Here is a 22,179-nt window from a genome sequence, read left to right on the forward strand (position 1 = left end):
CTCGACGAAGCCGCCGATACCTTATCGCCAGGTCCGGGTGCGTGTCGGGGATTCATTCCGCGCCGTAGAACAACCGCTCCATCACCGCCCGGGCGCGCCGGGCGAGGCGCAGGTAAAGCTCCTCCAGCTCCGGGCCGGTGCCGACGTCCCCGAGCAGGCTGGCGACGCCGGTCAGCGCGTGGCTGTCGTGCGGCAGCATGTCCACGCCGGCGCCCGTGGTGCGCCCCGACCACAGCACGATCGCTGAGCGCAGCCGCGACGCGAGCCGCCACGCCTCCAGCAGCACCTCGGCGTCGTCGTCGGTGAGCAGGTCGGCGTCCCGGGCGGCCTTCAGCGCGGACACCGTGCCGGTGGTGCGCAGGCCCGGCACCTCGAACGCGTGCTGGAGCTGCAGCAGCTGGACGGTCCACTCGACGTCGGACACCCCGCCGCGCCCGAGCTTCAGGTGCCGGGCTGGGTCCGCGCCGCGCGGCAGCCGCTCCGACTCGACGCGAGCCTTGATGCGGCGCACCTCGCGCAGCACCGCTGCGTCCGGCCCGCTCTCCGGGTAGCGCAGCGGGTCGATGAGCGCCGTGAACCGCGCGCCCAGGGACAGGCCGCCCTCCGCGCCGGGCCCCAGGTCGAGCGATTCGGCCACCGCGCCCTCGTCCGGGCCGCCCTCCGCGACCACGCTCAGCGTGCCCGACAGCGCCCGGGCGCGCAGCAGCGCCTGCGCCTCCCAGGGTGAGGACCAGCGCCCGTAGTACTTCACGTACGACTCGAAGGACCGCACCAGGGGCCCGTTGCGGCCTTCGGGCCGCAGGTCGGCGTCCACGGGCAGGGCCGGCTCGGGCCCGACGGCGGACAGGATGCGCCGCAGGTTCTTCGCCACCGTCAGGGCGTAGTCGTTGGCCGCCTTGTCCGGCGCGGCGCCCACCGCCTCGTACACGAACATGATGTCGGCGTCCGAGCCGTACCCCATCTCCTGCCCGCCGAGGCGGCCCATCGCGACGATGAGCAGGCGCGCGGGCTCGTCTCCGCGCGCGATCCCCCGCGCGGTGCGCGCCTCGTGCTCCGCGATGCGCAGCCCGCCGGCCAGGACGACGTCGGCCGCGTCGGAGATCGCCTTCGCTGCGGACACGGGCCCCAGCGCGCCCAGGACCTCCGCGACCCCGGTGCGGGCCAGCTCCCGGCGACGCAGCGCGCGCAGTGCCACGGTGGCGGCGTCCACCTCTTGGGCCCGCCCGAGCAGCGCGTCCGCCTCCGCCGCGAGCCGCCGCGCCCCGCGGGGCGCCAGCGACTCGGACTGCGCGAGCCAGCGCACCGACTCCGGGGACCGCCCGATCGCGTCGGCGAGGTAGCGCGAGGAGGACAGCACCTGGGCGAGCCGGGAGGCCGCCTCGGCGGAGTCGCGCAGCAGCCGGAGGTACCAGTGGGTGGAGCCCAGCGTGTCGGACAGCTTGCGGAACGCGAGCAGCCCCTCGTCCGGGTCCGCGCCCTCGGCGAACCAGCCGAGCAGCACCGGCAGGAGCTGGCGCTGGATGGCCGCGCGCCGCGAGACGCCGTCGGTCAGGGCATGCACGTGGCGCATGGCGCCGGCCGGGTCGCGATAGCCGGTCGCGGCGAACCGCGCCATCGCTGCCTTCGGCGCGAGGGACGCCTCGCCCGTGGACAGCAGCGCGGTGGCCGGCAGGAGCGGCCGGTAGTAGACGGCCTCGTGCAGGTCGCGCACCTCGCGCCGCACCAGCCGCCAGGTCTTGACGAGGTCGTCCGCGCCGCCCTGGCCCAGCCCGCGGGCCAGCCGCCGCAGCTCGGCCTCCGCGGTCGGCATGAGGTGGGTCCGGCGCAGCCGGAAGAGCTGGATCCGGTGCTCCAGCGCCCGCAGGAACCGGTAGCACTCCCCCATCCGGCGCGCGTGCTCGCGCCCGACATAGCCCCCGCGGGACAACGCGGCCAGGGCGTCGAGCGTGGTCCGGGACCGGATGTCCTCGTCCGCGCGACCGTGCACCAGCTGCAAGAGCTGCACGGTGAACTCGACGTCGCGCAGGCCGCCCTTGCCGAGCTTGATCTGCCGGTCGGCCTCGGCCACCGGAACGTTGTCCTCGATGCGCTTGCGCATCGCGCGCGCGTCCTCGACGAAGTTCGGCCGCTCCACGGCCTGCCACACCAGCGGCCCGACGGCGGCGCCGTACGCCTCGCCCAGCGCCAGGTCGCCCGCGACAGGCCGGGCCTTGAGCAGCGCCTGGAACTCCCAGGTCACGGCCCACCGCTCGTAGTACGCGAGGTGGCTGGCCAGCGTCCGCACGAGCGGCCCCTGCTTGCCCTCCGGCCGGAGCGACGCGTCGACCTGCCACAGTGCCGGCTCCGCCGAAGCGCCGGAGCAGACCTGCGCGAGCCGGCCCGCGAGCCGGGCCGCGACCCGCAGGGCGTCGTCCTCGTCGCACGCCGGCGCGCCGTCGGGCAGCACACCCGGCTCGGCGACGTAGATGACGTCCACGTCCGAGATGTAGTTGAGCTCCCGGCCGCCGGTCTTGCCCATGCCCACCACCGCCAGGCGTACGCCGACGGCGTGGTCCTCCTCCTCGGAGCGCGCGATCGCCAGCGCGCCCTCCAGCGCGGCGGCCGCCAGGTCGGCGAGCGCCGCCGCGACGGCGGGCAGCACGGCCGTGGGGTCGGGCGCCGTCACGTCGGTGGCGGCGATCCGCAGCAGCCGCGCCCGGTAGGCACGGCGCAGTTGGTCCGTGTACGACGGCGGGGCGTCCTCCGGCCTCCTCGTCGCCTGCCCGGGCCGGGCCGCGGGCACGTGGGTCCCCGCGACGGGATCGTCCGCCTCCGGGTCGGCGTCGATCGCCCGCAGCAGCTCGGCGCGGACGGCCCGGGCCGGCACGCCCGTGCCGGGGGTGGGGTCACCGATCAGGTCGAGCAGGGCCGGGTGCCGCACCAGCTCGTCGCCGAGCGCGGACGACGAGCCCAGCACCCGCAGCAGACGGTCCCCCACGGAGGGGCAAGGCGCGTCGGCGTCGGGGCCGCGCTCGCTGGGACCGCGCTCACCGGAACGGCGCTCGCCGGAACCCTGTTCGCCGACTTCCGGCGCTCTGGGACCAGGCGGGCCCAGGCCCTCGCCGTCGGCGATCGCGAGGACCGGGCGGAGCCGGTCCGGTGCGGCCGTTGCGAGGCGCACGAGCTGCAGCAGGGCGAGGTCGGGGTCGGCCACGGTGGCGAGCGAGCGCAGCAGTGCCGCGGGTGCGGGGTCGAGGACCACCGCGCCCCGGTCCGGACCGGCCGCGCGGTCCGCTGCCGGGCCGCCCTTCGGCCGGCTGTCCAGGACCGACACCAGGTCGGGATCCCACCAGAGCGAGGCCGACCGAGTGAGGTCGGCGAACCCAGCCCGGATCAGGTGAGTCGTCAGGGTCTCGGGTCGGCGGCTCTGCACCCCCTGACCCTACGACGCAAAGGCGCCGAAGTAGAGGGCACTCAGAGCTCCACTCAGAGCTGGAGGAACCGCTTGATCTCGAACGGCGTCACCTGCGCGCTGTACGCCTCCCACTCCTCGCGCTTGTTGCGCAGGAAGAAGTCGAAGACGTGCTCGCCGAGGGTCTCGGCCACGAGCTCGGACTTCTCCATGAACTGGATGGCCTCGTCGAGGTCGCGCGGCAGCGGCGCGATGCCCAGCGCGCGGCGCTCGGCCTGGGTGAGCTCCCAGACGTCGTCCTCGGTGTGGTCCAGGAGGTCGTAGCCCTCCTCGATGCCCTTGAGGCCGGCGGCGAGGATCACGGCGAACGCCAGGTACGGGTTCGCCGCGGAGTCCAGCGCGCGGTACTCGATGCGCGCCGAGTTGCCCTTGCCCGGCTTGTACATCGGCACCCGCACGAGCGCGGACCGGTTGTTGTGGCCCCAGCTCACGTAGCTCGGGGCCTCCTGCCCGCCCCAGAGCCGCTTGTAGCTGTTGACGTACTGGTTGGTGACGGCGGTGATCTCGCCCGCGTGCACCATGAGGCCCGCGATGAACTGGCGCGCCGTCTTGGACAGCTCGAACTGGGCGCCGGGCTCGTAGAACGCGTTGCGGTCGTCCTCGAAGAGCGACACGTGGGTGTGCATGCCGGAACCGGGCTGGTCGGCCAGCGGCTTGGGCATGAAGGAGGCGAACACGCCCTGCTCCAGCGCGACCTCCTTGACCACCGTGCGGAACGTCATGAGGTTGTCCGCGGTGGTCAGCGCGTCGGCGTACCGCAGGTCGATCTCGTTCTGGCCCGGGCCGGCCTCGTGGTGGGAGAACTCCACCGAGATGCCCATGGACTCCAGCATGGTGATCGCGGCACGACGGAAGTCGTGCGTCGACCCGCGGGCCAGGTGGTCGAAGTAGCCGCCCTGGTCCACCGGCTCCAGCTTCGAGTCGGTCTTGGTCAGCTGGTTGAAGAGGTAGAACTCGACCTCAGGGTGCGTGTAGAAGGTGAACCCGCGGTCGCTCGCCTTCGCGAGGGTCCGCTTGAGCACGTTCCGGGAGTCCGCCAGCGACGGCTGCCCCTCCGGCGTCAGGATGTCGCAGAACATGCGGCCTGTACCGTGCCGCTCGCCGCGCCACGGGAGGACCTGGAAGGTGGTCGGGTCCGGCTTCGCGACCATGTCCGCCTCGAACACGCGGGTGAGGCCCTCGATCGCGCTGCCGTCGAACCCGATGCCCTCGCTGAACGCCGACTCGAGCTCCGCGGGCGCCACGGCTACCGACTTCAGCACACCGAGCACATCGGTGAACCAGAGCCGGATGAAGCGGATGTCGCGCTCCTCGACCGTGCGGAGCACGAACTCCTGCTGCCTGTCCATGGGCCCATCTTGCACTAAACCTGTTACAGGCGCGTGTACCGGGCATGGACGCCCGGTCGTAGGCTTTCCTGCGGCACCGATGCCGCCCGAACCACAGGAGGACCATGTCCGCCCACACGTCGCCCACACAGGGTCCCAAGCGCGTCCGCGTGCACCATCTCGCGGAAGCCAAGGCCCGCGGCGAGAAGCTCGCGATGCTCACCGCGTACGACGCGGTGACCGCCGCGATCTTCGACGCGGCCGGTCTGGACATCCTGCTCGTCGGCGATTCCATCGGGAACGTCATGCACGGCCACAAGACCACGATCCCCGTGACCGTGGACGACATGATCCCGCCCGCCCGCGCCGTCGCCCGGGCCGCGCAACGCGCCTTCGTGGTGATCGACCTGCCGTTCGGCTCCTACGAGGCCGGGCCGCAGCAGGCGCTCGAGACGGCCGTGCGGATCTTCAAGGAGACGGGCACCGACGCCGTCAAGCTCGAGGGCGGCATCCGGTCCGCGGCACAGATCCGGGCGCTGACCGACGCCGGGATCCCCGTCGTCGCGCACCTGGGGTACACGCCGCAGTCGGAGAACCTGCTGGGCGGTCCGCGCGTGCAGGGCCGCGGCGACGACGCCGTCGAGAAGCTCGCTGCCGACGCCCAGGCGATCGAGGAGGCGGGCGCTGTCGCCGTCGTCCTGGAGATGGTGCCGGTCGACGTCGCCGCGCGGATCACCGAGATCCTGCACATCCCGACCATCGGAATCGGTGCCGGGCCGCACTGCGACGGCCAGGTCCTGGTGTGGACGGACATGGCCGGGATGACGGACTGGTCGCCGCGCTTCGCCCGCCGCTACGCCGAGCTCGGCGCAGCGCTGCGCCGAGCCGCGGAGGACTACGTCTCCGAGGTCAAGGACGCCTCCTTCCCGGACGAGGCGCACTCGTTCGAGAAGTGACCTACTTGTTGCGCCAGTCCTTGTCGTCCTGCTCCCAGGACTCGTTGCGCGCCTTCGCGCTGGCCAGCGCCCGCTCGGCCTCGGCGCGAGTGCTGTACGGCCCCATCAGGTTGGTCCAGGAGGAACGATGCCCCTCCTCGACCTCGCGGGTCGCGGTGTTGTACCAGTACTGCTCCTGGTTGCTCATGAGACGATCCTGACATGAGTGACCTGGCGTTCGGCATAGACATCGGAGGTTCGGGGATCAAGGGTGCGCCCGTCGATCTTTCGACGGGCGCGTACGCGGACAAGCGCACCCGCATCCCGACCCCGAGCCCGTCCACCCCGCAGGCCGTCGCGGAGGTGCTCGCCGAGCTCGTCGAGGGTTACCACCTGCACGGCGACGTTCCCGTCGGCGTCGCCTTCCCCGCGCCGATGCAGCACGGCGTGGTCCGGTCCATCGCGAACCTGGACCAGTCGTGGACCGGTGTGGACCTGCCGGCCCTCGTCCAGCGCGCGACCGGCCGGACCGTGATCGCGGTGAACGACGCCGATGCCGCGGGCGTCGGCGAGGTCCGCTACGGGGCCGCGCGCGACTCCGAGGGTGTGGTCCTGGTCTCCACGCTCGGCACGGGGATCGGCTCGGCCCTGGTGGTCGACGGCGTCCTGGTCCCCAACACCGAGCTGGGGCACCTCGAGATCGACGGGCACGACGCCGAGTCCCGCGCCGCCGACTCGGCGCGGGAGCGCGAGGACCTGTCCTGGGAGGAGTGGGCCGAGCGCCTGCAGCGCTACTTCGGGGTGGTCGAGGACCTGCTGTCCCCCGACCTCATCGTCGTGGGCGGTGGTGTGAGCAAGCACCACGAGAAGTACCTGCCGCACCTGCACCTGCGGGCGCCGATCGTTCCGGCTCAGCTACGCAACGCGGCGGGCATCGTGGGGGCCGCGGCGCTGGCCGCGGGGCGCTGACGCAGGGTTAGGCAGGTTCCTGCGCGAGGGCCGGTCAGGCTTCCTGCGCGAGAGCGGTGTGGGTCGGCTGCGCGAACAGCGCGTCGACGCCGAGCATCTCGATGACCGTCCGGACCACTGCCGGCGGCTCGGGCAGGCTGACGGTCAGCCCGTCCTGCGTCCCATAGGTGTACATCTGCATGAGGAACGCGACACCTGTCGAGTCCATGAACGTCACCTTCGACGTGTCGATCACTACCGCCTTGGCCCGTTCCAGGGCATTGGCTATCGCAGCACTCGACTCACCGCGCAAAGAGACATCGATCTCTCCCCACATGCTCACGACACTCGTGCGGGACTGTTCTTCGAACATGATCCCGCCCGTGCGCCCCCTGTTATCGAATTCAGTGCTGCTCACTTGCATCGCCCCTGTTCATTGCTCCCCGACATGGCCGCCGGAACGGGTCGCCCGACCCCCCGGGCAACTCTGGGAGATTGCAACGCCTTCGTCGCGATCACGGGCAGCCTACATCCGTGAAGATCGCAAGTGGAACAGCCTCTGAGGCTTACTTTTCTCCCTCCGGACTGTTATAAACACCTCTACTCCGGCAAACTGCAATATTTCACCCGGGCAGACCGGACATATAGGCGCCGAGTTGGTCATATGTCCAAGAAAAAAATTCACCGAATTCATTTGTCAGCCGACCGATTCGGGCCGTCGGGCCCTTCTGAGACCCCCGGATTGCGAACGGACGGCGCGCTTTCCTTCTCCCACGCATCGAGCTGCATAGTGAGTGCCTTGGCAAGCTCGAACACCTGCTGCGGAGGAATACGCACACGGGAGACCACCCGGCCCGGCACCGTAATGGATGTGACTTCGCCCGACTCCGGGTCGGATACTGGGCTCGGCGGCTGCTTCACAGCGATGAAGTCCAGGATGAACGACGTCGGTGTGTGCCATACCGAGGCGAAGTCGGCGGGCACGCCGGTCTCCATCTCGTCGGGTACATCGATCTGGAACTCCTGGGGCAGCTCGTCGGACGACACTGGGGCTCCTCGATTGGCCGGACGGTCCACCGACCGTACCGTGGGGCTGGTTTACGCGACAGTGGAAACGGACTCGGAGGACAAATGGTCTCTGCTACACCTGTCGACGTGTCCGAGCTTGCCCAGGAGCGCGAGTTTCTCGCCGACGCCCGCTCACAGCTCGGGCGCATGCGCGACCGGGTCGCCGCCCTCGACGGCAGCAACGCCGGCAACTGGGTGAGTGCGGAGGTCCTGGAGGCCACGCTCGCGCGCCGGATGGAACAGCTCACCGACGACCCGGAGATCCCGCTCTTCTTCGGCCGCATCGACCTGGCGCCCGAGAACACCGTCGGCGAGTCCTTTCATATCGGCCGACGCCACGTCTCCGACCCGGACGGCGAGCCGATGGTCATCGACTGGCGCGCCCCGGTGAGCACCCCGTTCTACCGAGCCTCGCCCAAGGAGCCGATGGGTCTTACGGCCCGACGCCGGTACGGGTTTGCGCGCGGCCAGCTCACCGGGTTCGAGGACGAGTCCCTCGCCGACCTGGCGGGAGCCGACGGCCTCGCGCACTCGGAGATCCTCGAGGCCGAGATCGAGCGGCCGCGCACCGGCCCGATGCGCGACATCGTCGCGACCATCCAGCCCGAGCAGGACGTCATCGTCCGGATGCCGCTCGAGCGCACGCTCGTGGTCCAGGGCGCGCCCGGCACGGGCAAGACGGCGGTCGGGCTGCACCGCGCGGCCTACCTCCTGTACGCGCACCGCGACCAGCTCACCCGCCGCGGGGTGCTCGTCGTCGGGCCGAACAAGAGCTTTCTGCGCTACATCCGCGACGTGCTGCCCGCCCTCGGTGAGATCCACGCCAGGCAGGCGACCATCGAGGAGATCGTCGGTGACCATGCCCCGGTCCGCGCCACCGAGCCCGCGGACGTCGCGACCCTCAAGGGCGACGGGCGGATGGCCGAGGTGCTGCGGCGCGCCGTCTGGTCGCACGTCGGCACCCCGCAGGACACGCTGGTGCTGCCGCGCGGCTCGTTCCGCTGGCGGGTGCCGGCCTACGAGGCGCGCGAGGCGGTCGAGCAGATCACGGCGCGCGACGTGCGGTACAACCTGGGCGGGGCCCAGCTCCGGCATGCGCTCGCGCACCGCGTGCTCGTGCAGATCGAGGAGACCGGCGACGCCCTCGACGACAAGGCGTGGGACGTCCTGGCCCGGACCAAGCCCGTCCGGGACTACGCGACGGCGGTCTGGCCCACGGTCGAGCCGCGCAGGCTGCTCTTCCGCCTGTTCTCCGACGAGCAGTTCCTCGCCGAGTGCGCGGCGGAGATCCTGTCCGACGACGAGCAGCGCCTGCTCGCCTGGGACCGGCCGCCGCGCTCACTCGGCTCCGCCCGCTGGACCACGGCGGACCTCGTGCTGCTCGACGAGATCGCCGACCTGCTGGACCGGACCGAGTCGGTGGCGCACATCGTCGTCGACGAGGCGCAGGACCTGTCCGCGATGATGCTGCGCGCCCTCGGCCGGCGCGCCGCCACCGGTTCGCTCACCGTGCTGGGCGACCTCGCGCAGGCCACCACGCCGTGGGCGGCGAGCGACTGGGCGGACGTCCTGGGCCACCTGGCCAAGCCCGACGGGCACGTGGAGCAGCTCACCGCGGGATTCCGGGTACCCGGCGACGTGATCGAGCTCGCCGCCCGGCTCCTGCCGAGCATCGCGCCCAGGCTTGAGCCGCCGACGGCGGTCCGCCGCGCCCGCGGCCGGCTCACCATCACCACCGCGCCCCTCGGCGAGGTCCTCGCCGGCGTCGCGGGCCTGGAGGGATCGGTCGGCCTGATCGTGCCAGACGACGCCGTGGCGCAGGCCCGCACGACGCTCACCGCCGCGGGGCTGACCTTCGCCGTCGTCGGCGAGCAGGACGACGCCGGGCCCGAGGCTGCCGGGCTCGACGACGGGCTCGACGACGCCGGGCTCGACTCCTCCGAGTTCGACGCGCACCTCGACCTGGTGCCGGCCACGCTGGCCAAGGGCCTCGAGTTCGACCACGTGGTGCTTCACGACCCGGCCGGGATCGTCGCGGCCGAGCCCACCCACGCCACCGGCCTGCGCCGCCTCTACGTCTGCCTCACCCGGGCGGTCACGTCCCTAGTCGTCCGCCACGACGACAACCTGCCGCCGGAGCTCGGCGTCTAGCTGTCGGTGCGCGACGACGGGGCGGCGGGCAGCCGCACCGTGATGCTGAGCCCTCCGGTGGTGCGCGGGGTCAGGGTGAGGGTCCCGTCGTGGGCCTGGGTGATGCTCTTGGCGATCGCCAGGCCCAGCCCGACGCCCGCGTGATCGGTGTGGATCCGTTCGGTGCCGCGCTGGAACGGCTCGGCCAGCGTGGAGATCCGAGCCGGGGTGAGCTTCTCGCCGGTGTTCTCGACGGTGAGCAGCACAGTCCCGGTGTGGCCACTGGTCGAGACCCACACGGTGCCGCCGTCGGGCAGGTTGTGGACGATGGCGTTGTGCACGAGGTTCGTGGCCAGCTGCAGCAGCAGCGCGTGCGAGCCGACGGTGGGCGTGAACCCGACGGACGTCTCGAGGGCGACTCCGCGTTTCTCGGCGAGCGGGAGCAGCGTCTCGGTGGCGTCCTCCGCGACCAGGGACAGGTCGACGACCTCCCGGGTGAAGGACCGCTGGTCGGCGCGGCTGAGCACGAGCAGCGCCTCGGTCAGCGCGATCGCCCGGGCGTTGACGACGTGGAGGCGGTCCAGGAGCTCACTTGTGTCCCGGGTGGGATCGTTGCGGATCACGTCGAGCAGCGTCTGCGATATCGCTAGCGGCGTGCGCAGCTCGTGGGAGGCGTTGGCCGCGAACCTCTGCTGTTCGGCGACCTGCGACTCGAGCCGCGCCAGCATGGTGTCGAAGCTGTCGGCAAGCTCGCGAAACTCGTCCTGAGGCCCCTCCAGCCGGATCCGGTGGGTGAGCGACCCGGTCGCGGCCCTGCGGGTGGCCGCCGTGATCCGGTTCAGCGGAGCGAGCATCCGGCCGGCGAGGATCCACCCGCCCACCAGGCCGAGCACCAGCAGGAACACCATCGCCGCGGCCGCCCGCGGAGCGAACGCGGCCTGGAGGTCGTTCCGGTTGGGCACAAATCCGCCGGGGCCGTAGATGCCCTCGTCGTTGGGCACGTACCGCAGCAGGAACACCCACACCGTCGCGAGCAGCAGGCCACCCGCGAGCATGAGGAACCCGGCATAGCTGAGGGTGAGCTTGAGGCGAACGCTCGGACCGGGTGGCCTATCCACGGTCTCCACCCGGGCCACTGCCTCCGTCAGGTCCACGGTCCGCGAGCGCAGGTCCGACGTCGGACGCCACGTCGATGCGGTAGCCGACACCGGCCACGGTGGCGATGATCGCGGGTTCGCCGAGCCGTTTGCGCAGGGCCGAGACGGTGATCCGGACGGCGTTGGTGAAAGGGTCGGCGTTCTCGTCCCACGCCCGCTCCAGGAGCTCCTCCGCGCCGACGACGCCGCCCTCGGCCGCGACGAGGACCTCGAGCACCGCGAACTGCTTCCTCGTGAGCGCGACGTACCGGCCGTCCCGGAAGACCTCGCGGCGGAACGGGTCCACCCGCAGGCCGGCGATCTCGCGCACGGGCGGCCGGTTGTTGGCGCGCCGGCGGTCGAGCGCCCTGAGCCTGAGCACCAGCTCCCGGAGGTCGAACGGTTTGGTGAGGTAGTCGTCGGCGCCGAGGCCGAACCCGGTGGCCTTGTCGTCGAGCCGGTCGGCGGCGGTGAGCATCAGGATCGGCATGCCGCTGCCGGAGGCGACGATGCTCGTGGCGATCTGGTCACCGTTCGGCCCGGGGATGTCGCGGTCCAGGACGGCGATGTCGTAGGCGTTGACGCTCAGCAGCTCCAGGGCCGTGTCGCCGTCGCCGGCGATGTCGGACGCGATCGCTTCCAGGCGCAGGCCATCCCGGATCGCTTCCGCCATGTAGGGCTCGTCCTCGACGATCAAGACACGCACACCCCCGATGCTACGAGCCGGTGCATATCGCGGGCATATCAAAAGCTAGTGTGGGGCTCGCCATGAACCCGACCCGTCGCACACGCGCCCTCGCCGCCGGTCCCCGGCGCGGGTTGGCGAGCGTGTGGACGGCTCTGTTCGTCGTGCTCACCTTCATCGGGACGAGCGGGCTGTGCAGTGGGTTTCTCGACGAGGCGTTTCTCGGCGAACACCTGCACGGTGGCCAGCCGGTGCACTCCGTGCTGGTCGGCGCGCCGGCCGGCGACGGCGCGCACGACTGCTCCGACCGCCACCCGCCGGCGGCGCAGTGCGCTCCGCTCCCGCCCGTGACGTCCCCGGGACCGGCCGCGGCGCCGGAGCCCGCCGTCCGACAGCCCGCACTCATCCCCGTGCCCGACGACGCACCGGCCCCCGCCAACACGGCGGAAGCGACCAGGCCGTCGCTGCACGCCCTAGGGATCTCCAGGACGTAGACCGCCCGCAGACCGCCGACGCGGACCGCGTCGGCGCTTTTCGCGCACCCCTGACATCGGGTGCGGACCGCGTGGCCCCATCTGACTTCGTCCCAAAGGAATCCCATGACCTCCCAGCGCACTGCTGCCCAGCGCCCAAAGACCCGGAGCCCCAAGGCTCAGCCCCCAAAGACCAAGCGACTGACCACCCAGCGTCTGCTCCAGCTCGTCCTCCTGGTCGGGGTGCTCGGCCTGCTCGGCCTCCTCGTCTCGTTCATCCTCGCCACCCCCGACCGGGACGCCGCCAACGCGGAGGTCATCCGCGAGGACAGCCACGTCCTGAACCAGGCGGCCGACGAGCAGGCGGTGCTCGTCGAGTTCCTCGACTTCGAGTGCGAGGTGTGCCGCGCGTACTACCCCGCCGTCGAACAGCTGCGCGAGGAGCATGGCGACGAGCTCACCGTAGTGATGCGCTACTTCCCGATCGCCGGCCACACCAACTCGACCAACGCCGCCGTCGCGGTGGAGGCCGCCGCCGCACAGGGACAGCTCGAGCCGATGTACCAGCGGATGTACGAGACGCAGGCCGAGTGGGGCGAGGCGCAGGAGTCCAGGGCGGACGTCTTCCGCGGCTTCGCGCTGGAGCTCGGGCTGGACATGGACCAGTTCGACGCCGCCGTCGCCGACCCCGCGACCACCGAACGCGTCCAGAGCGACTTCAACGAAGGGCGGGCCCTCGGCGTCAGCGGCACACCCACGTTCTTCCTCGACGGCGAGCAGCTTGAGCTCACCGGTCCGGAAGGCCTGGTGCAGGCGGTCGAGGGTGTGCTCGGCGGGTAGGCGTCAGGCCTTCTCTGCCTCCCGTGTCGACGGCGTCGCGGCCTGCACGATCCTCAGCTCGTGCAGGCGCGCGCCGTCGGTGCTGATGTTCGCGGTGGCGGTGGCGATCGCGCCGATCAGGCAGATCACCGCGCAGTAGACGACCACCGGCCAGATCTGTCCGCCGACCACCGCGACCAGGGCGGTGCAGATGAAGGGCGCGAGCCCGCCACCGAGGGTGTTGGAGATCTGGTAGCCGATGTTCACCCCGGTGGTGCGGGCCTCGGGGTCGAACATCTCCGCGAGCATGGTCTGCAGCGTCGCTTGCATGGCCACACCCGGGATCACGAAGCCGAGGATCATGCCGACCCAGATCAGCACCAGGTTGCTCGTGTCGAACAGCAGGAAAGTCGGCCAGACCAGCAGCGCGAAGCCGATGCAGCCGGCGATGTACACCTTGCGGCGGCCGATCCGGTCGGACAGCGCGCCGTACGCCGGGGCCACGAAGACCTGCAGGATGCCCACGATCATGGTCCCGGCGAAGCCCTGCCAGGCGGGGATGTTGTTCTGGTTGACCATGTAGGCGATGCCGAACGTGAGGACTACGTACCCGGCGATGCTCTGCGGCAGGCCGATGAGGATGCCCATGATCGCGTTCTTCGGGTGCCGGAAGACCTCTCTGATCGGGTTGCTCTTCACCCCGGCGTCGGCCTGGGCCTGCTTGGTCTCCTTGAACTCGTCGGACTCCTCGAGCTTGCTGCGCAGCACGAGCGCGATGATGGCGAGCACCAGGCCGAGAACGAACGGGATGCGCCAGCCCCAGGTCATGAACCAGGACTCCGGGCCGAGACCCAGGCCGGCCATCAGGCCGGCGGACGCCACGTTCGCGATACCCGCGCCGCTGATCAGGAACGCGCCGTACATCCCGCGCTTGCCCACCGGGGCGTGCTCGACGACCATCGTCGCCGCGCCGCCCATCTCACCGCCGACGAAGAAGCCCTGGCACATGCGGAAGAAGATCAGCAGCAGCGGGGCGACGATGCCGATCGACGCCTCCGGCGGGATCAGCCCGATGCCGGCGGTGGCGATGCCCATGCCGACCACGGTGATCATCAGCGTGGTCTTGCGGCCGACGCGGTCGCCGATGTGGCCGAACACCAGGCCACCGACGGGGCGAAGGAAGAAGCCGACCGCGAACGTCGCGAACGACGAGAGCTGCGCGACTATCGGGTCCTCGCCGGTGAAGAACACCGCGGGGAAGATCGCGGCCGACGCCAGGCCGTACAGGTAGTAGTCGTAGTACTCCATGAGCGTGCCGATAGCGCCACCGGCGATGGTGCGCTTCTGCGTGCCGCTCAGCGGCGGTGTAGCCGTCCCAGTCACTGGAACCTCCGGGTAGTCAGATCAACCTGTGTAGTCTGACCACCTTCTGAACATAACGTCTATGGCGCGAACGTTTCGTTCAGGTAAAACCTCAGCCCCGCTCCGACCGCATCTGGTCCAGGTAGGCGTAGGCGGTGACCTTGGAGATCCCCAGGCGCTTGGCCACGGTCTCGACCGAGCGCTTGACGTGGAACGCGCCCAGGCCGTCCAGCGTCCGCAGCACGGCGATCCGGTCGGCCTTGTCCATCATCGCCACCGGGCGGCCCACCGCCGAGACGGCGTCGGCGATCATCGTGTCGAGCAGACCCGCGATGTCGTGGGTGTGCACCTCGCGGTCGCGCTGCTCCGGCGCCGCCGACGGCAGCAGCGTGCCGAGGATGTTCTGCGCGGTCTGCAACGGCGTCAGGTCGATGTTGATGCACAGCGCGGCGATGATCCGCCCCGACGCGTCCCGGTAGTAGACCGACGAGCAGTGCAGCTCGCGCCCGTCCGCCGTGCGGCCCGCGTAGCCGAACTCGTTGTGCTCGGCGTCCTCGTCGCGCATCGCCTCAAGGCCGAGATTTGTGGAGGGGCCGCCGACCTTCCGGCCGGTGACGTGGCCGTTGATGATCGCGTAGATGGTGTGGTTCAGGTCGCGCTGGCTGGAATCGGGCCGGCTGGAGTCGGGCCGGCTGAGATCGTGCAGCACCACCTCGCAGTGGTCGCCGACAGCGGCCGCGATGGCCCGCATGACGGGCTCCAGCACCAGATGGGCCGCCTCGATGCTCTCGAAGCGGCCCTTCGTCACCACGGCGTGGACCCGGTCGTCCACACCCTCCTCGCTCACCATCAGCGCTCCCGCCCGGTCATGTCGCGGTCGTGCCGCGGTCGTGTCGTGCGAGATTCTACGTGTCGAGGTTCACGGGGTGATGCGGAACGCGTCGATCATGCCGACCCGGGTGCTGCGGTTGACGACGCGGATCGTGTGCTCGCCGCGGGCCAGGCCCGACCTCTGCCACACCACCTGTTGCACCTGCCGCGCGCCGCTCACGTTCAGGTTCACCGTCGCCTGGAAGGCACCGTCCAGGTAGACGTCGACATTGCCCATGTCGCTGAAGCGTTCGGACAGGTACTGGATGCCGGTGCCGGTGAAGGTGTACGACGCCGCGGCGTCCAGGACCGTGGTGTGGTGCGTGTCGTCGTTGTAGTCGCCGTAGCCCCTGGGCGTGGTGAGGTGCCAGTTGCTGTCGTAGGTGGCCGCCGTGTTGTTGACGAGCCCGCTGGCCGTGGCGTTGAGGCCAAGGGTCGACGCCGTACCGCTCAGCGACTTCTCGCCCTGGTTCTGCGTGCCCGTCAGGCGGGTGGTCGTGTACGACGTCAGCGGCTTGGCCGTTCGCTCCACCACGTACGCCGTGTTGGCGGTGGTCGCGAACTCGAGCTCGGCCGCCGTCGTCGTCAGCAGTATTGAATTGTCCGCAACCCGGCGGACCCGCACCTGCTCGGTGCCCCACGGATTCACCACCCGGGCGGTGGCCCCCCACTGGCTGCGCAGCCCCACGTACTTGGTCTCGTTCGCCTCGCGTTCCGAGCTCACCAGGAACCCGTTCTTGGCGAGCAGCGTGAACTTGCCGACGAACGACGAGCTGGTCGGCGCGGCCGGGAACACCCGGATCTTGTCGTTGTACGACTGCAGCAGCGCCTCGTTCATCGCGGACAGGTTCACGCCGTGGTACTCGAATACCCCGTTGGTGTTGTTGGTGAACCCGTTCGGATAGTTCTGGTACTGGCGCAGCATCTGCTTCATACCGTTGAAGGTCTGGTCGCCGAGCCCTAGCCGCGCGGCTTGGACGGCGTCGTTGGCCCACACGTTGCCGTACGGGAACGGCCGGCTGTTCCAGGTGTTCACCGCGGTCTGGTAGTCGGGGGCGCCGATGCCGGTGAGGTTGTAGGGCCAGATCAGCTCGGAGGCCACGTTCTCGTTGTTGCGCGTCTGCGCGATCGGCGGCTGGTGCGGTAAATACGCGTTGTTCGCCGTCGGGTACGGCACGAGGTTGTTCAGGATGTTCTGCCACTGCGGCCGCAGGCCGGCGTCGACGCCGAGCTGCTCGGAGACCTGGATGGCGATCGGGAACAGGCTCCGCACGGCCGCGAGGTCCGTGATCGCGTTGGGCACGTTCCAGTACGTCTCGTGCGAGTTCGAGGTCGCCATGTAGTACTTGCCCGCGCCGTCGACCGACAGCATCTGCGAGTAGAACTTCGCGACCTCACGGAGATACGGGTATGCAGTGTTGCGGAGGTAGTCGACGTCGTTGGTGTACCGGTACTGCAGGTACATGTTGTACGCGGCCTGATAGCCGGTCGTGTAGATGTTCTTGGTGTAGTCGCTGTTGATCGTGCCGCGAGCGTTGCCGTCCCAGCCCATGGTCTCCGGGACCCACAGCCCGTCGATGCCGTACCTCGTCTGCGTGTACGACTTCAGCGCTGGGTAGTTCCGGCTGTACAGGTTGTTGAAGGTGTTCAGCAGGTCTACATGGTTGGACGCGAGGAACGAGTTGTAGACGTCGCGCTGGTTCCAGTACCAGTAGGAGTTGCTCCACTTGGTCGCGTCGCCGGTGGCGCGGAACACGCCGTTGATGAAGTGGAACGGGTAGTTTCCGTAACCGCCGGCGGCGATCATGTAGGTGCTGAGGTAGTAGACGTTCTCGAGATAGTCCGCGTCGCCGCCCAGGCCGCCGTACTGCACGAACGACCTGGCCCAGAAGGAGTGCCACCAGTTCTGGTAGCCGGCAAGCGTGGAGGCGTAGCCGGTGGTCCTGACCGAGGCGAGCGCATTCCTGGCCTCGGTGATCGAGTTGTTGCCCGGCGCGTTGAGCCGCGTGCTGGCGGTGAACCACACCGTGTAGCTCGACGTCGGTGTGATCGTGAGGCGCACCCGGCTGTTGTTGACCACGCTCGCGGTGTAGCTCGCGCCCTCGACGGTCGCGGCGAGCGTGTAGCCGAACTTCTGCGCGTCGGTCTGGCCGCGGCTGATCCCGGCGCCCGTCGAGTCGGCGTAGCTGCTGACCGTGCGCCAGGTGTTGATGTCCGGCACGTCGCCGGAGTTGCCGAGGTTCGCGACGTCCCACAGCGACAGCTCAAGGGTCACGCTGGACACGTTGCTGCGGGTGTCCTCGACGTGGATGCCCATGACCTCCGAGCTGGGCTTGCCCATGACGGTCACGGTGCGGTTGTTGTCGTACTTGGTGGTCAGCGTGCCGTCGTAGAGCGAGAGCCGTTGCTCGTACGTGCTGTAACCGGAGTCCATCGCGGGCGTCGTGGCGAGGTTGACCAGGCCGGCGCCGAACGCCGTCTGCTGCGAGGAGTCCACGTTGGACACCTGCATGGTGAGGCCGTTCTGCTGCCAGGCCATCGCGCCCGTGCGCCCGTTGCCGACGGTGAGCCCGTGGGCGGGGTTGGTGTTGGGCCGGTTGTAGACGACGTCGTGCTTCGACAGGTAGCTGGCGTAGTCGACGTCGAGCCGCCCGGAGGAGCCGGAGAAGGCGGCGTCGGTCGGCGACGCGACCGCGGGCGGGTCGGGCAGGGCGGGGACGAGGAGCGAGCCGGCGAGCACGACAACGGGCAGCAGGCGAATCAACCTCATGGTGCACCTTCCGAGGCAGGAGTGAAGGTGAAATGGGGCGTCTCACAGGCAGTCAACATCTGCCACATACCGGACGTCAAGGTGCAAATACATGACAGCAGTACGCAATTTCCACACTTGAGCCGACCCGGTTAATCCCGGTGCGTCAATGAGGGGCGAGCCCTAGATTGCGTGGCGTGGACCTTTCGCATCTCGGGACGCCGATCCAGCCGATGACCCGCGTCCACGGCGGGTACGCCAACCGGATGTACCGGCTCGACACCGACCTGGGGTCGTTCGCGGTGAAGGAGCTCAACCTCGTCGACCGCCGCTCGATCTACCACGTCGAGGACGTGTTCCGGTTCGAGCGGGCGGCCTTCGCCGCCGGCATCCCGATGCCGGAGCCGGTCTCGGCTGCCCCCGACACGCTTGTCCACCGGTGGGTCGAGGGGCGGGCGCTGCCCGAGGCGCCGGTGCCGGCCGCGTATGCGTTTGAGGTCGGTGAGATCCTCGCGGGGATCCACGCGCTCGACGTCGAGTGGAACCACGCGTCGATCGAGGAGCCGACGGCGCACGACTGGCCCGAGCTCGCCGACCGGGCGGCGGCGACCGGACAGCCGTGGGCCGAGGAGCTCGCTGCCCACGTCGAGGCGTTCCTCGCGATCGCCCGCTTCGTCGAGACCTGCGACAGGCCGGGGCCCGTTGTGCTGACCCACAAGGACGTCCAGCCATGGAACCTGCTCGCCCGGGATGGTCGGCCGGTCCTGCTCGACTGGGAGCTCTCGGGGATGCTCGACCTGTCCGGTGAGCTCGGCTCGACCGCACTGAGCCTCGCGAAGGGATCTGGCTTCGACAGCATCGAGCCTGTCATCTTCCGGTCGGTGCTCGACGGGTACGTCGCAGGGGGCGGGACGCTGCCGCCGTCGGGCCCGAGCTGGTTCGTCTTCATGATCGGCGGCTGGCTGGGGCACACGAGATGGAACATCCTGCGCTGCCTCGCCGGAGTCGGGGCGCTCACCGGTCCTGACCTTGCCCTGTCGCACGAGGCCGCGCGCAACGGCATTCGCGGGCTGCCCGCCATGTTCGGCCGACTTGGGGAGCTTGAGGCACTGCTCGGGTGACCACCCGGCCCTGCTTGCCGTCAGATGTAGGTCCAGTTCGGCAGCATCGAGCCCTTCGGTAGCGGCGGCGCTCCTGGGCCGTAGACCCAGTTGACGTGGGCAGGTCCGGAGAGGGCGCGCATCCGCCACGGCATCTCGTCCCCGTCGCGAAGGACGGGTTCCAGCCTGGCGAGCAGTGCCTTCATGAAGTCGTCCACGCCAACGACAAAGGCCCCTACGGGCGCGACGACCGGTTCCGCGCTCTGGCCGCCGACGAATGTCCCCGGCGGTGGCGACACGGGCACGAACCGCCCGTTCGCCAGGCCGAGCACCGCCACCCTGAAGTGCTGTCGGGTCGCCGGCCTGGTCGCGGAGGCACCGAAGGTCCGGTCGCCGAACCAGACGTCGGTCACCTCACTGAGGTTGATCGTGACCTTGTCACCCCGGCCGAGGTGGAGGTGGTCATCGGTCAGGCGAAAGTGCGCCCGGTCGATGAAGCGCGTGATCTTCGGATGCGCCCACCAGATCGCCAGAACCACGGCTGCGATCCAGACGACGGTGCCGACCACCGCGAACACGGGTTGCGCGGACGATTCTCGGACCGCAACCAGCGGCAGCGCCGTAACGAGTGTGCCAACCATGCCGCCAAGAACCGCGGCCGCGACGTACATGAACCAGAACGTGGGCCAGCCGAAGACACCTGGCCGGACCTGTGCGATCTCGTCGCTCATGAGGTGAAGGGTGCCACTGAACTGCCCGAGAATCGACGGAAGTAGGGCTCGATGCAGGGTCCAGCTACGGCCCGCCAGACTAAGCGGTGAGATCTGCGCGATTTCGCGCTGCACGGTTCCGTAGGTCGCCGACCAGGATCCCGACGGCGAATACCAGCCAGGTGGGGACCTGCACGCCGATGGCCACCTCGAAGAAGAGCATGTCCCAATCGTCACCCTCGATGCCGAGGTAGAGGATCCCCAAGATGGCTGCAACCAGCCCGAAGGCAAGGCCAAGTGCTGCCCAGGCGTTGCTGACACCCAGTGGACGGAGCAGCCCAACGGCGATGACGACTGCCGCGAGCACGGCGGCCGCCCCGACGAGCGCCACCAGCAGGGCAATGCCGACTGCCGACCAGATGCGACTACCGGCGTCGCCCGCCCCGATGTAGATCAAGTACGCCACCGTGGTGACGACGAGTGCTACCGGGGTCAGGACGAGGAACCGCCGCATGGTCTGCATGGTCACATGATGAAGGGCCCTCGTCGGGATGACCACGAATACCCGGACGGGACCGCTCAGCGGCTGCTGACCTTGCCGACGAGGGACGCGATCGGCGCGATCACCAACGGCCTCGCCGCGACGACCGCCGCGACCGCGACGACGAGACCCCCCGCGAACCAGGCGAAGCCCACCCAGCTGACCGTGTCAGAGGCCGCGAACATGTGGTTCAGGTTGCGCAGCGCTCCCGTGGCGAACACCAGGGTGACGTGCACGATCACGAACAGCACGAAGAAGAGCATCGTCGGGAAGTGGATTGCCCGAGCCACCGGCGCCGGGTAGAGCCTGTTCAGCCGATCCGCGTCCTTGGGCCACCACTCGCTCATGCGCAGCCCGGTGATCGCGGCCAGCGGGGCTGCGACGAACACCACCGTGAAGTACATGAGCTGCTGCAGGCTGTTGTAGTTCACCCAGCCGTGCTCAGTGGGCCAGTTCAGCGTGAGGTACTGCAGCATCGCCGACGCCGCGTTCGGGAACACCTCCCACGAGGTCGGCACGATCCGTACCCAGTGCCCGGTCGCGAACAGGAGGACCACGAACGCGGCCCCGTTGGCCAGCCACAGCAGGTCGATGCCGGTGTGCAGCCACAGGTTGATGCTGATCTTCTTGCCGCCCCTCGCGGGCGTCCAGTAGGCGGGCGGGGTCTTCTGGTACCGCACCTGCAGACCCGTGCGGACGATCAGCACCATGAAGAAGAAGTTCAGGTAGTGCATCCAGTTCGCCCAGACGGGGAAGCCGACCGGGGCGGACTCGGGCAGCTCGTAGGACCCGGGGTAGCGCTCCAGGAACCCGGGCACGCCCGGCAGCGTGGTCACGCCACGAGCGGCCAGCACGATGATCCCCGCAGCGGCGACGACGCCGGCCAGCCCCCACCCGAGGATCCGCGCCCACCCACCCAGGGTGCGCGAGCCGATCCTGCGCGGCTCCCGCGCGGGCTCGGCGGGTCGTGTGGGGGCGGTCGGGCGTGCGGGCGTGCTCACGCTCACCGGCGCGGCCGGGGCCCCCGGGGCGGGTTCGACGGCGGCAGGCGGCTGGACGACCGGCGCGCTCTCGCCCTGGGCGGCGGGAGTGCTCGGTGCCAGGGCTACCGGCGCCGGCTCGGGCGCGAGTGAGCCGCTGTCGATCACCTCGGCGCGAGAGGGCTCGGCCGCGGCCGGCACAGTGACCGCGGCCGGCGCTGTAGCCGCGGCAGGCGCAGTGGCCACATCGGGAGCGACGGCGAGTCGTCGCTGGACCGCGACCGTCTCCGCCGGAGGCCAGGGCTCGCCACCGGCGATCCGTGGCAGGCCGCGGCGCAGCACCACCTCCTCCGTGACAGTGTCGGCGGTCAACCCAGCTGGCGCGGGTGCGGCCGGGGTCTCCGCGGTCGCCAGCACGGCGGCGGCCGGGGCGCCCGAAGCGGCGGGCGAGTCCGCGGTCGCGGCGTCCGCCCCCTCGCTTACGACGGCGGTACCGCCCACGGCAGGCAGGCCTACGGACGGGGTTACCGCCGGAGCCGGGGAGCGGTCCACCCGGACCAGAGCGGCCGGAGGCCAGGGCTCACCACCGGCGACACGCGGCAGGCCGCGACGCAGCGCGACCTCGACGGCGCTGTCCGGAGCCGGGACGTGCGCAGCACCAGCCGCGGGCTCGGCGACCGCCGCACGAGGAGCTGCCGCCACACCAATCGCGGGCTCGACAGCCGCCACAGCGACCGCAGGCTCAGCAGCTGCTACGGCGGGCGCGGCCTCCTGCACAGCGGTGCCGACGGCCCCAGCCGGAGCAGGCGCCGCGGCTTCGTCGGCCGGCGGCCAGGCCGGTCCACCGGGATGACGCGGCAGCCCCTGACGAAGACCCTGGGTGAACGTCGCCAC

19 protein-coding genes are annotated in these 22,179 nt (G+C 70.3%); 6 read left to right on the forward strand and 13 right to left on the reverse strand.

What is annotated here, in order from left to right:
- Positions 1-52: 52 nt before the first annotated feature.
- Positions 53-3,412, reverse strand: a complete 3,360-nt coding sequence (locus AB1046_RS08795; protein WP_369374392.1) for a bifunctional [glutamine synthetase] adenylyltransferase/[glutamine synthetase]-adenylyl-L-tyrosine phosphorylase — start codon at positions 3,410-3,412, stop codon at positions 53-55.
- A gap of 53 nt (positions 3,413-3,465) precedes the next feature.
- Entirely contained in the window at positions 3,466-4,800 is a 1,335-nt protein-coding gene (gene glnA, locus AB1046_RS08800; RefSeq protein ID WP_369374394.1) for a type I glutamate--ammonia ligase, read from the reverse strand.
- A gap of 104 nt (positions 4,801-4,904) precedes the next feature.
- Between glnA and panB the strand changes: the two genes are divergently transcribed.
- Positions 4,905-5,735 carry a 3-methyl-2-oxobutanoate hydroxymethyltransferase gene (gene panB, locus AB1046_RS08805; RefSeq protein ID WP_369374396.1) on the forward strand — a complete coding sequence of 277 codons (831 nt, stop codon included), beginning with the start codon at positions 4,905-4,907 and terminating at the stop codon, positions 5,733-5,735.
- A gap of 1 nt (position 5,736) precedes the next feature.
- On the opposite strand, the gene AB1046_RS08810 is transcribed toward panB, so the two are convergent.
- Positions 5,737-5,922 carry an SPOR domain-containing protein gene (locus tag AB1046_RS08810; protein WP_369374398.1) on the reverse strand — a complete coding sequence of 62 codons (186 nt, stop codon included), beginning with the start codon at positions 5,920-5,922 and terminating at the stop codon, positions 5,737-5,739.
- A 14-nt stretch (positions 5,923-5,936) separates the two neighbouring features.
- On the opposite strand from AB1046_RS08810, the gene ppgK reads away from it, so the two are divergent.
- Positions 5,937-6,683 carry a polyphosphate--glucose phosphotransferase gene (ppgK, locus tag AB1046_RS08815; protein ID WP_369374400.1) on the forward strand — a complete coding sequence of 249 codons (747 nt, stop codon included), beginning with the start codon at positions 5,937-5,939 and terminating at the stop codon, positions 6,681-6,683.
- A gap of 34 nt (positions 6,684-6,717) precedes the next feature.
- Here the strand turns inward: ppgK and AB1046_RS08820 are convergent, their stop codons facing one another.
- Complete coding sequence (locus AB1046_RS08820; protein WP_369374402.1) at positions 6,718-7,086, reverse strand: STAS domain-containing protein; 369 nt, start codon at positions 7,084-7,086, stop codon at positions 6,718-6,720.
- Positions 7,087-7,352: 266 nt separating this feature from the next.
- The gene (locus tag AB1046_RS08825; RefSeq protein WP_369374404.1) at positions 7,353-7,709 is read right to left on the reverse strand and encodes a DUF3467 domain-containing protein; all 357 of its coding nucleotides are present in this window, start codon (positions 7,707-7,709) and stop codon (positions 7,353-7,355) included.
- 108 nt (positions 7,710-7,817) lie between these two features.
- On the opposite strand from AB1046_RS08825, the gene AB1046_RS08830 reads away from it, so the two are divergent.
- Complete coding sequence (locus tag AB1046_RS08830; RefSeq protein WP_369374406.1) at positions 7,818-9,881, forward strand: AAA family ATPase; 2,064 nt, start codon at positions 7,818-7,820, stop codon at positions 9,879-9,881.
- Here the strand turns inward: AB1046_RS08830 and AB1046_RS08835 are convergent.
- Positions 9,878-10,978, reverse strand: coding sequence for a sensor histidine kinase (locus AB1046_RS08835; protein ID WP_369374408.1), 1,101 nt, complete (start codon positions 10,976-10,978; stop codon positions 9,878-9,880). The two genes, AB1046_RS08830 and AB1046_RS08835, sit on opposite strands and share 4 nt — an antisense overlap.
- A complete protein-coding gene (locus AB1046_RS08840; protein ID WP_369374410.1) occupies positions 10,971-11,702 on the reverse strand; it encodes a response regulator transcription factor in 732 nt (243 codons plus the stop codon). The genes AB1046_RS08835 and AB1046_RS08840 overlap by 8 nt, the downstream gene beginning before the upstream one ends.
- A 62-nt stretch (positions 11,703-11,764) precedes the next feature.
- On the opposite strand from AB1046_RS08840, the gene AB1046_RS08845 reads away from it, so the two are divergent.
- Positions 11,765-12,175: a hypothetical protein gene (locus AB1046_RS08845; RefSeq protein WP_369374412.1), complete on the forward strand. Its 411-nt coding sequence runs from the start codon at positions 11,765-11,767 to the stop codon at positions 12,173-12,175.
- Positions 12,176-12,280: 105 nt separating this feature from the next.
- Positions 12,281-12,994: a DsbA family protein gene (locus tag AB1046_RS08850; RefSeq protein ID WP_369374414.1), complete on the forward strand. Its 714-nt coding sequence runs from the start codon at positions 12,281-12,283 to the stop codon at positions 12,992-12,994.
- Between the two features lie 3 nt (positions 12,995-12,997).
- On the opposite strand, the gene AB1046_RS08855 is transcribed toward AB1046_RS08850, so the two are convergent.
- From AB1046_RS08855 to AB1046_RS08865, 3 genes are all read right to left on the reverse strand, one after another.
- A complete protein-coding gene (locus AB1046_RS08855; protein ID WP_369374416.1) occupies positions 12,998-14,356 on the reverse strand; it encodes an MFS transporter in 1,359 nt (452 codons plus the stop codon).
- A gap of 91 nt (positions 14,357-14,447) precedes the next feature.
- Positions 14,448-15,185, reverse strand: coding sequence for a transcriptional regulator (locus AB1046_RS08860; RefSeq protein ID WP_369374418.1), 738 nt, complete (start codon positions 15,183-15,185; stop codon positions 14,448-14,450).
- Positions 15,186-15,254: 69 nt separating this feature from the next.
- Entirely contained in the window at positions 15,255-17,975 is a 2,721-nt protein-coding gene (locus AB1046_RS08865; protein WP_369374420.1) for a hypothetical protein, read from the reverse strand.
- A gap of 176 nt (positions 17,976-18,151) precedes the next feature.
- Between AB1046_RS08865 and AB1046_RS08870 the strand changes: the two genes are divergently transcribed.
- Positions 18,152-19,075 carry a phosphotransferase family protein gene (locus tag AB1046_RS08870; RefSeq protein ID WP_369374422.1) on the forward strand — a complete coding sequence of 308 codons (924 nt, stop codon included), beginning with the start codon at positions 18,152-18,154 and terminating at the stop codon, positions 19,073-19,075.
- Positions 19,076-19,095: 20 nt separating this feature from the next.
- Here AB1046_RS08870 and AB1046_RS08875 read toward each other — a convergent pair whose 3' ends face one another.
- Genes AB1046_RS08875 through AB1046_RS08885 form a run of 3 tightly spaced genes read right to left on the reverse strand, consistent with a single transcriptional unit; the run spans position 19,096 to position 22,179 of the window.
- Positions 19,096-19,899: a hypothetical protein gene (locus AB1046_RS08875; RefSeq protein WP_369374424.1), complete on the reverse strand. Its 804-nt coding sequence runs from the start codon at positions 19,897-19,899 to the stop codon at positions 19,096-19,098.
- Positions 19,865-20,287, reverse strand: coding sequence for a hypothetical protein (locus tag AB1046_RS08880; protein WP_369374426.1), 423 nt, complete (start codon positions 20,285-20,287; stop codon positions 19,865-19,867). The genes AB1046_RS08875 and AB1046_RS08880 overlap by 35 nt, the downstream gene beginning before the upstream one ends.
- A gap of 56 nt (positions 20,288-20,343) precedes the next feature.
- Positions 20,344-22,179, reverse strand: a complete 1,836-nt coding sequence (locus AB1046_RS08885; RefSeq protein WP_369374428.1) for a cytochrome b/b6 domain-containing protein — start codon at positions 22,177-22,179, stop codon at positions 20,344-20,346.

This window comes from Promicromonospora sp. Populi, from assembly GCF_041081105.1.
GTDB lineage: Bacteria > Actinomycetota > Actinomycetes > Actinomycetales > Cellulomonadaceae > Promicromonospora.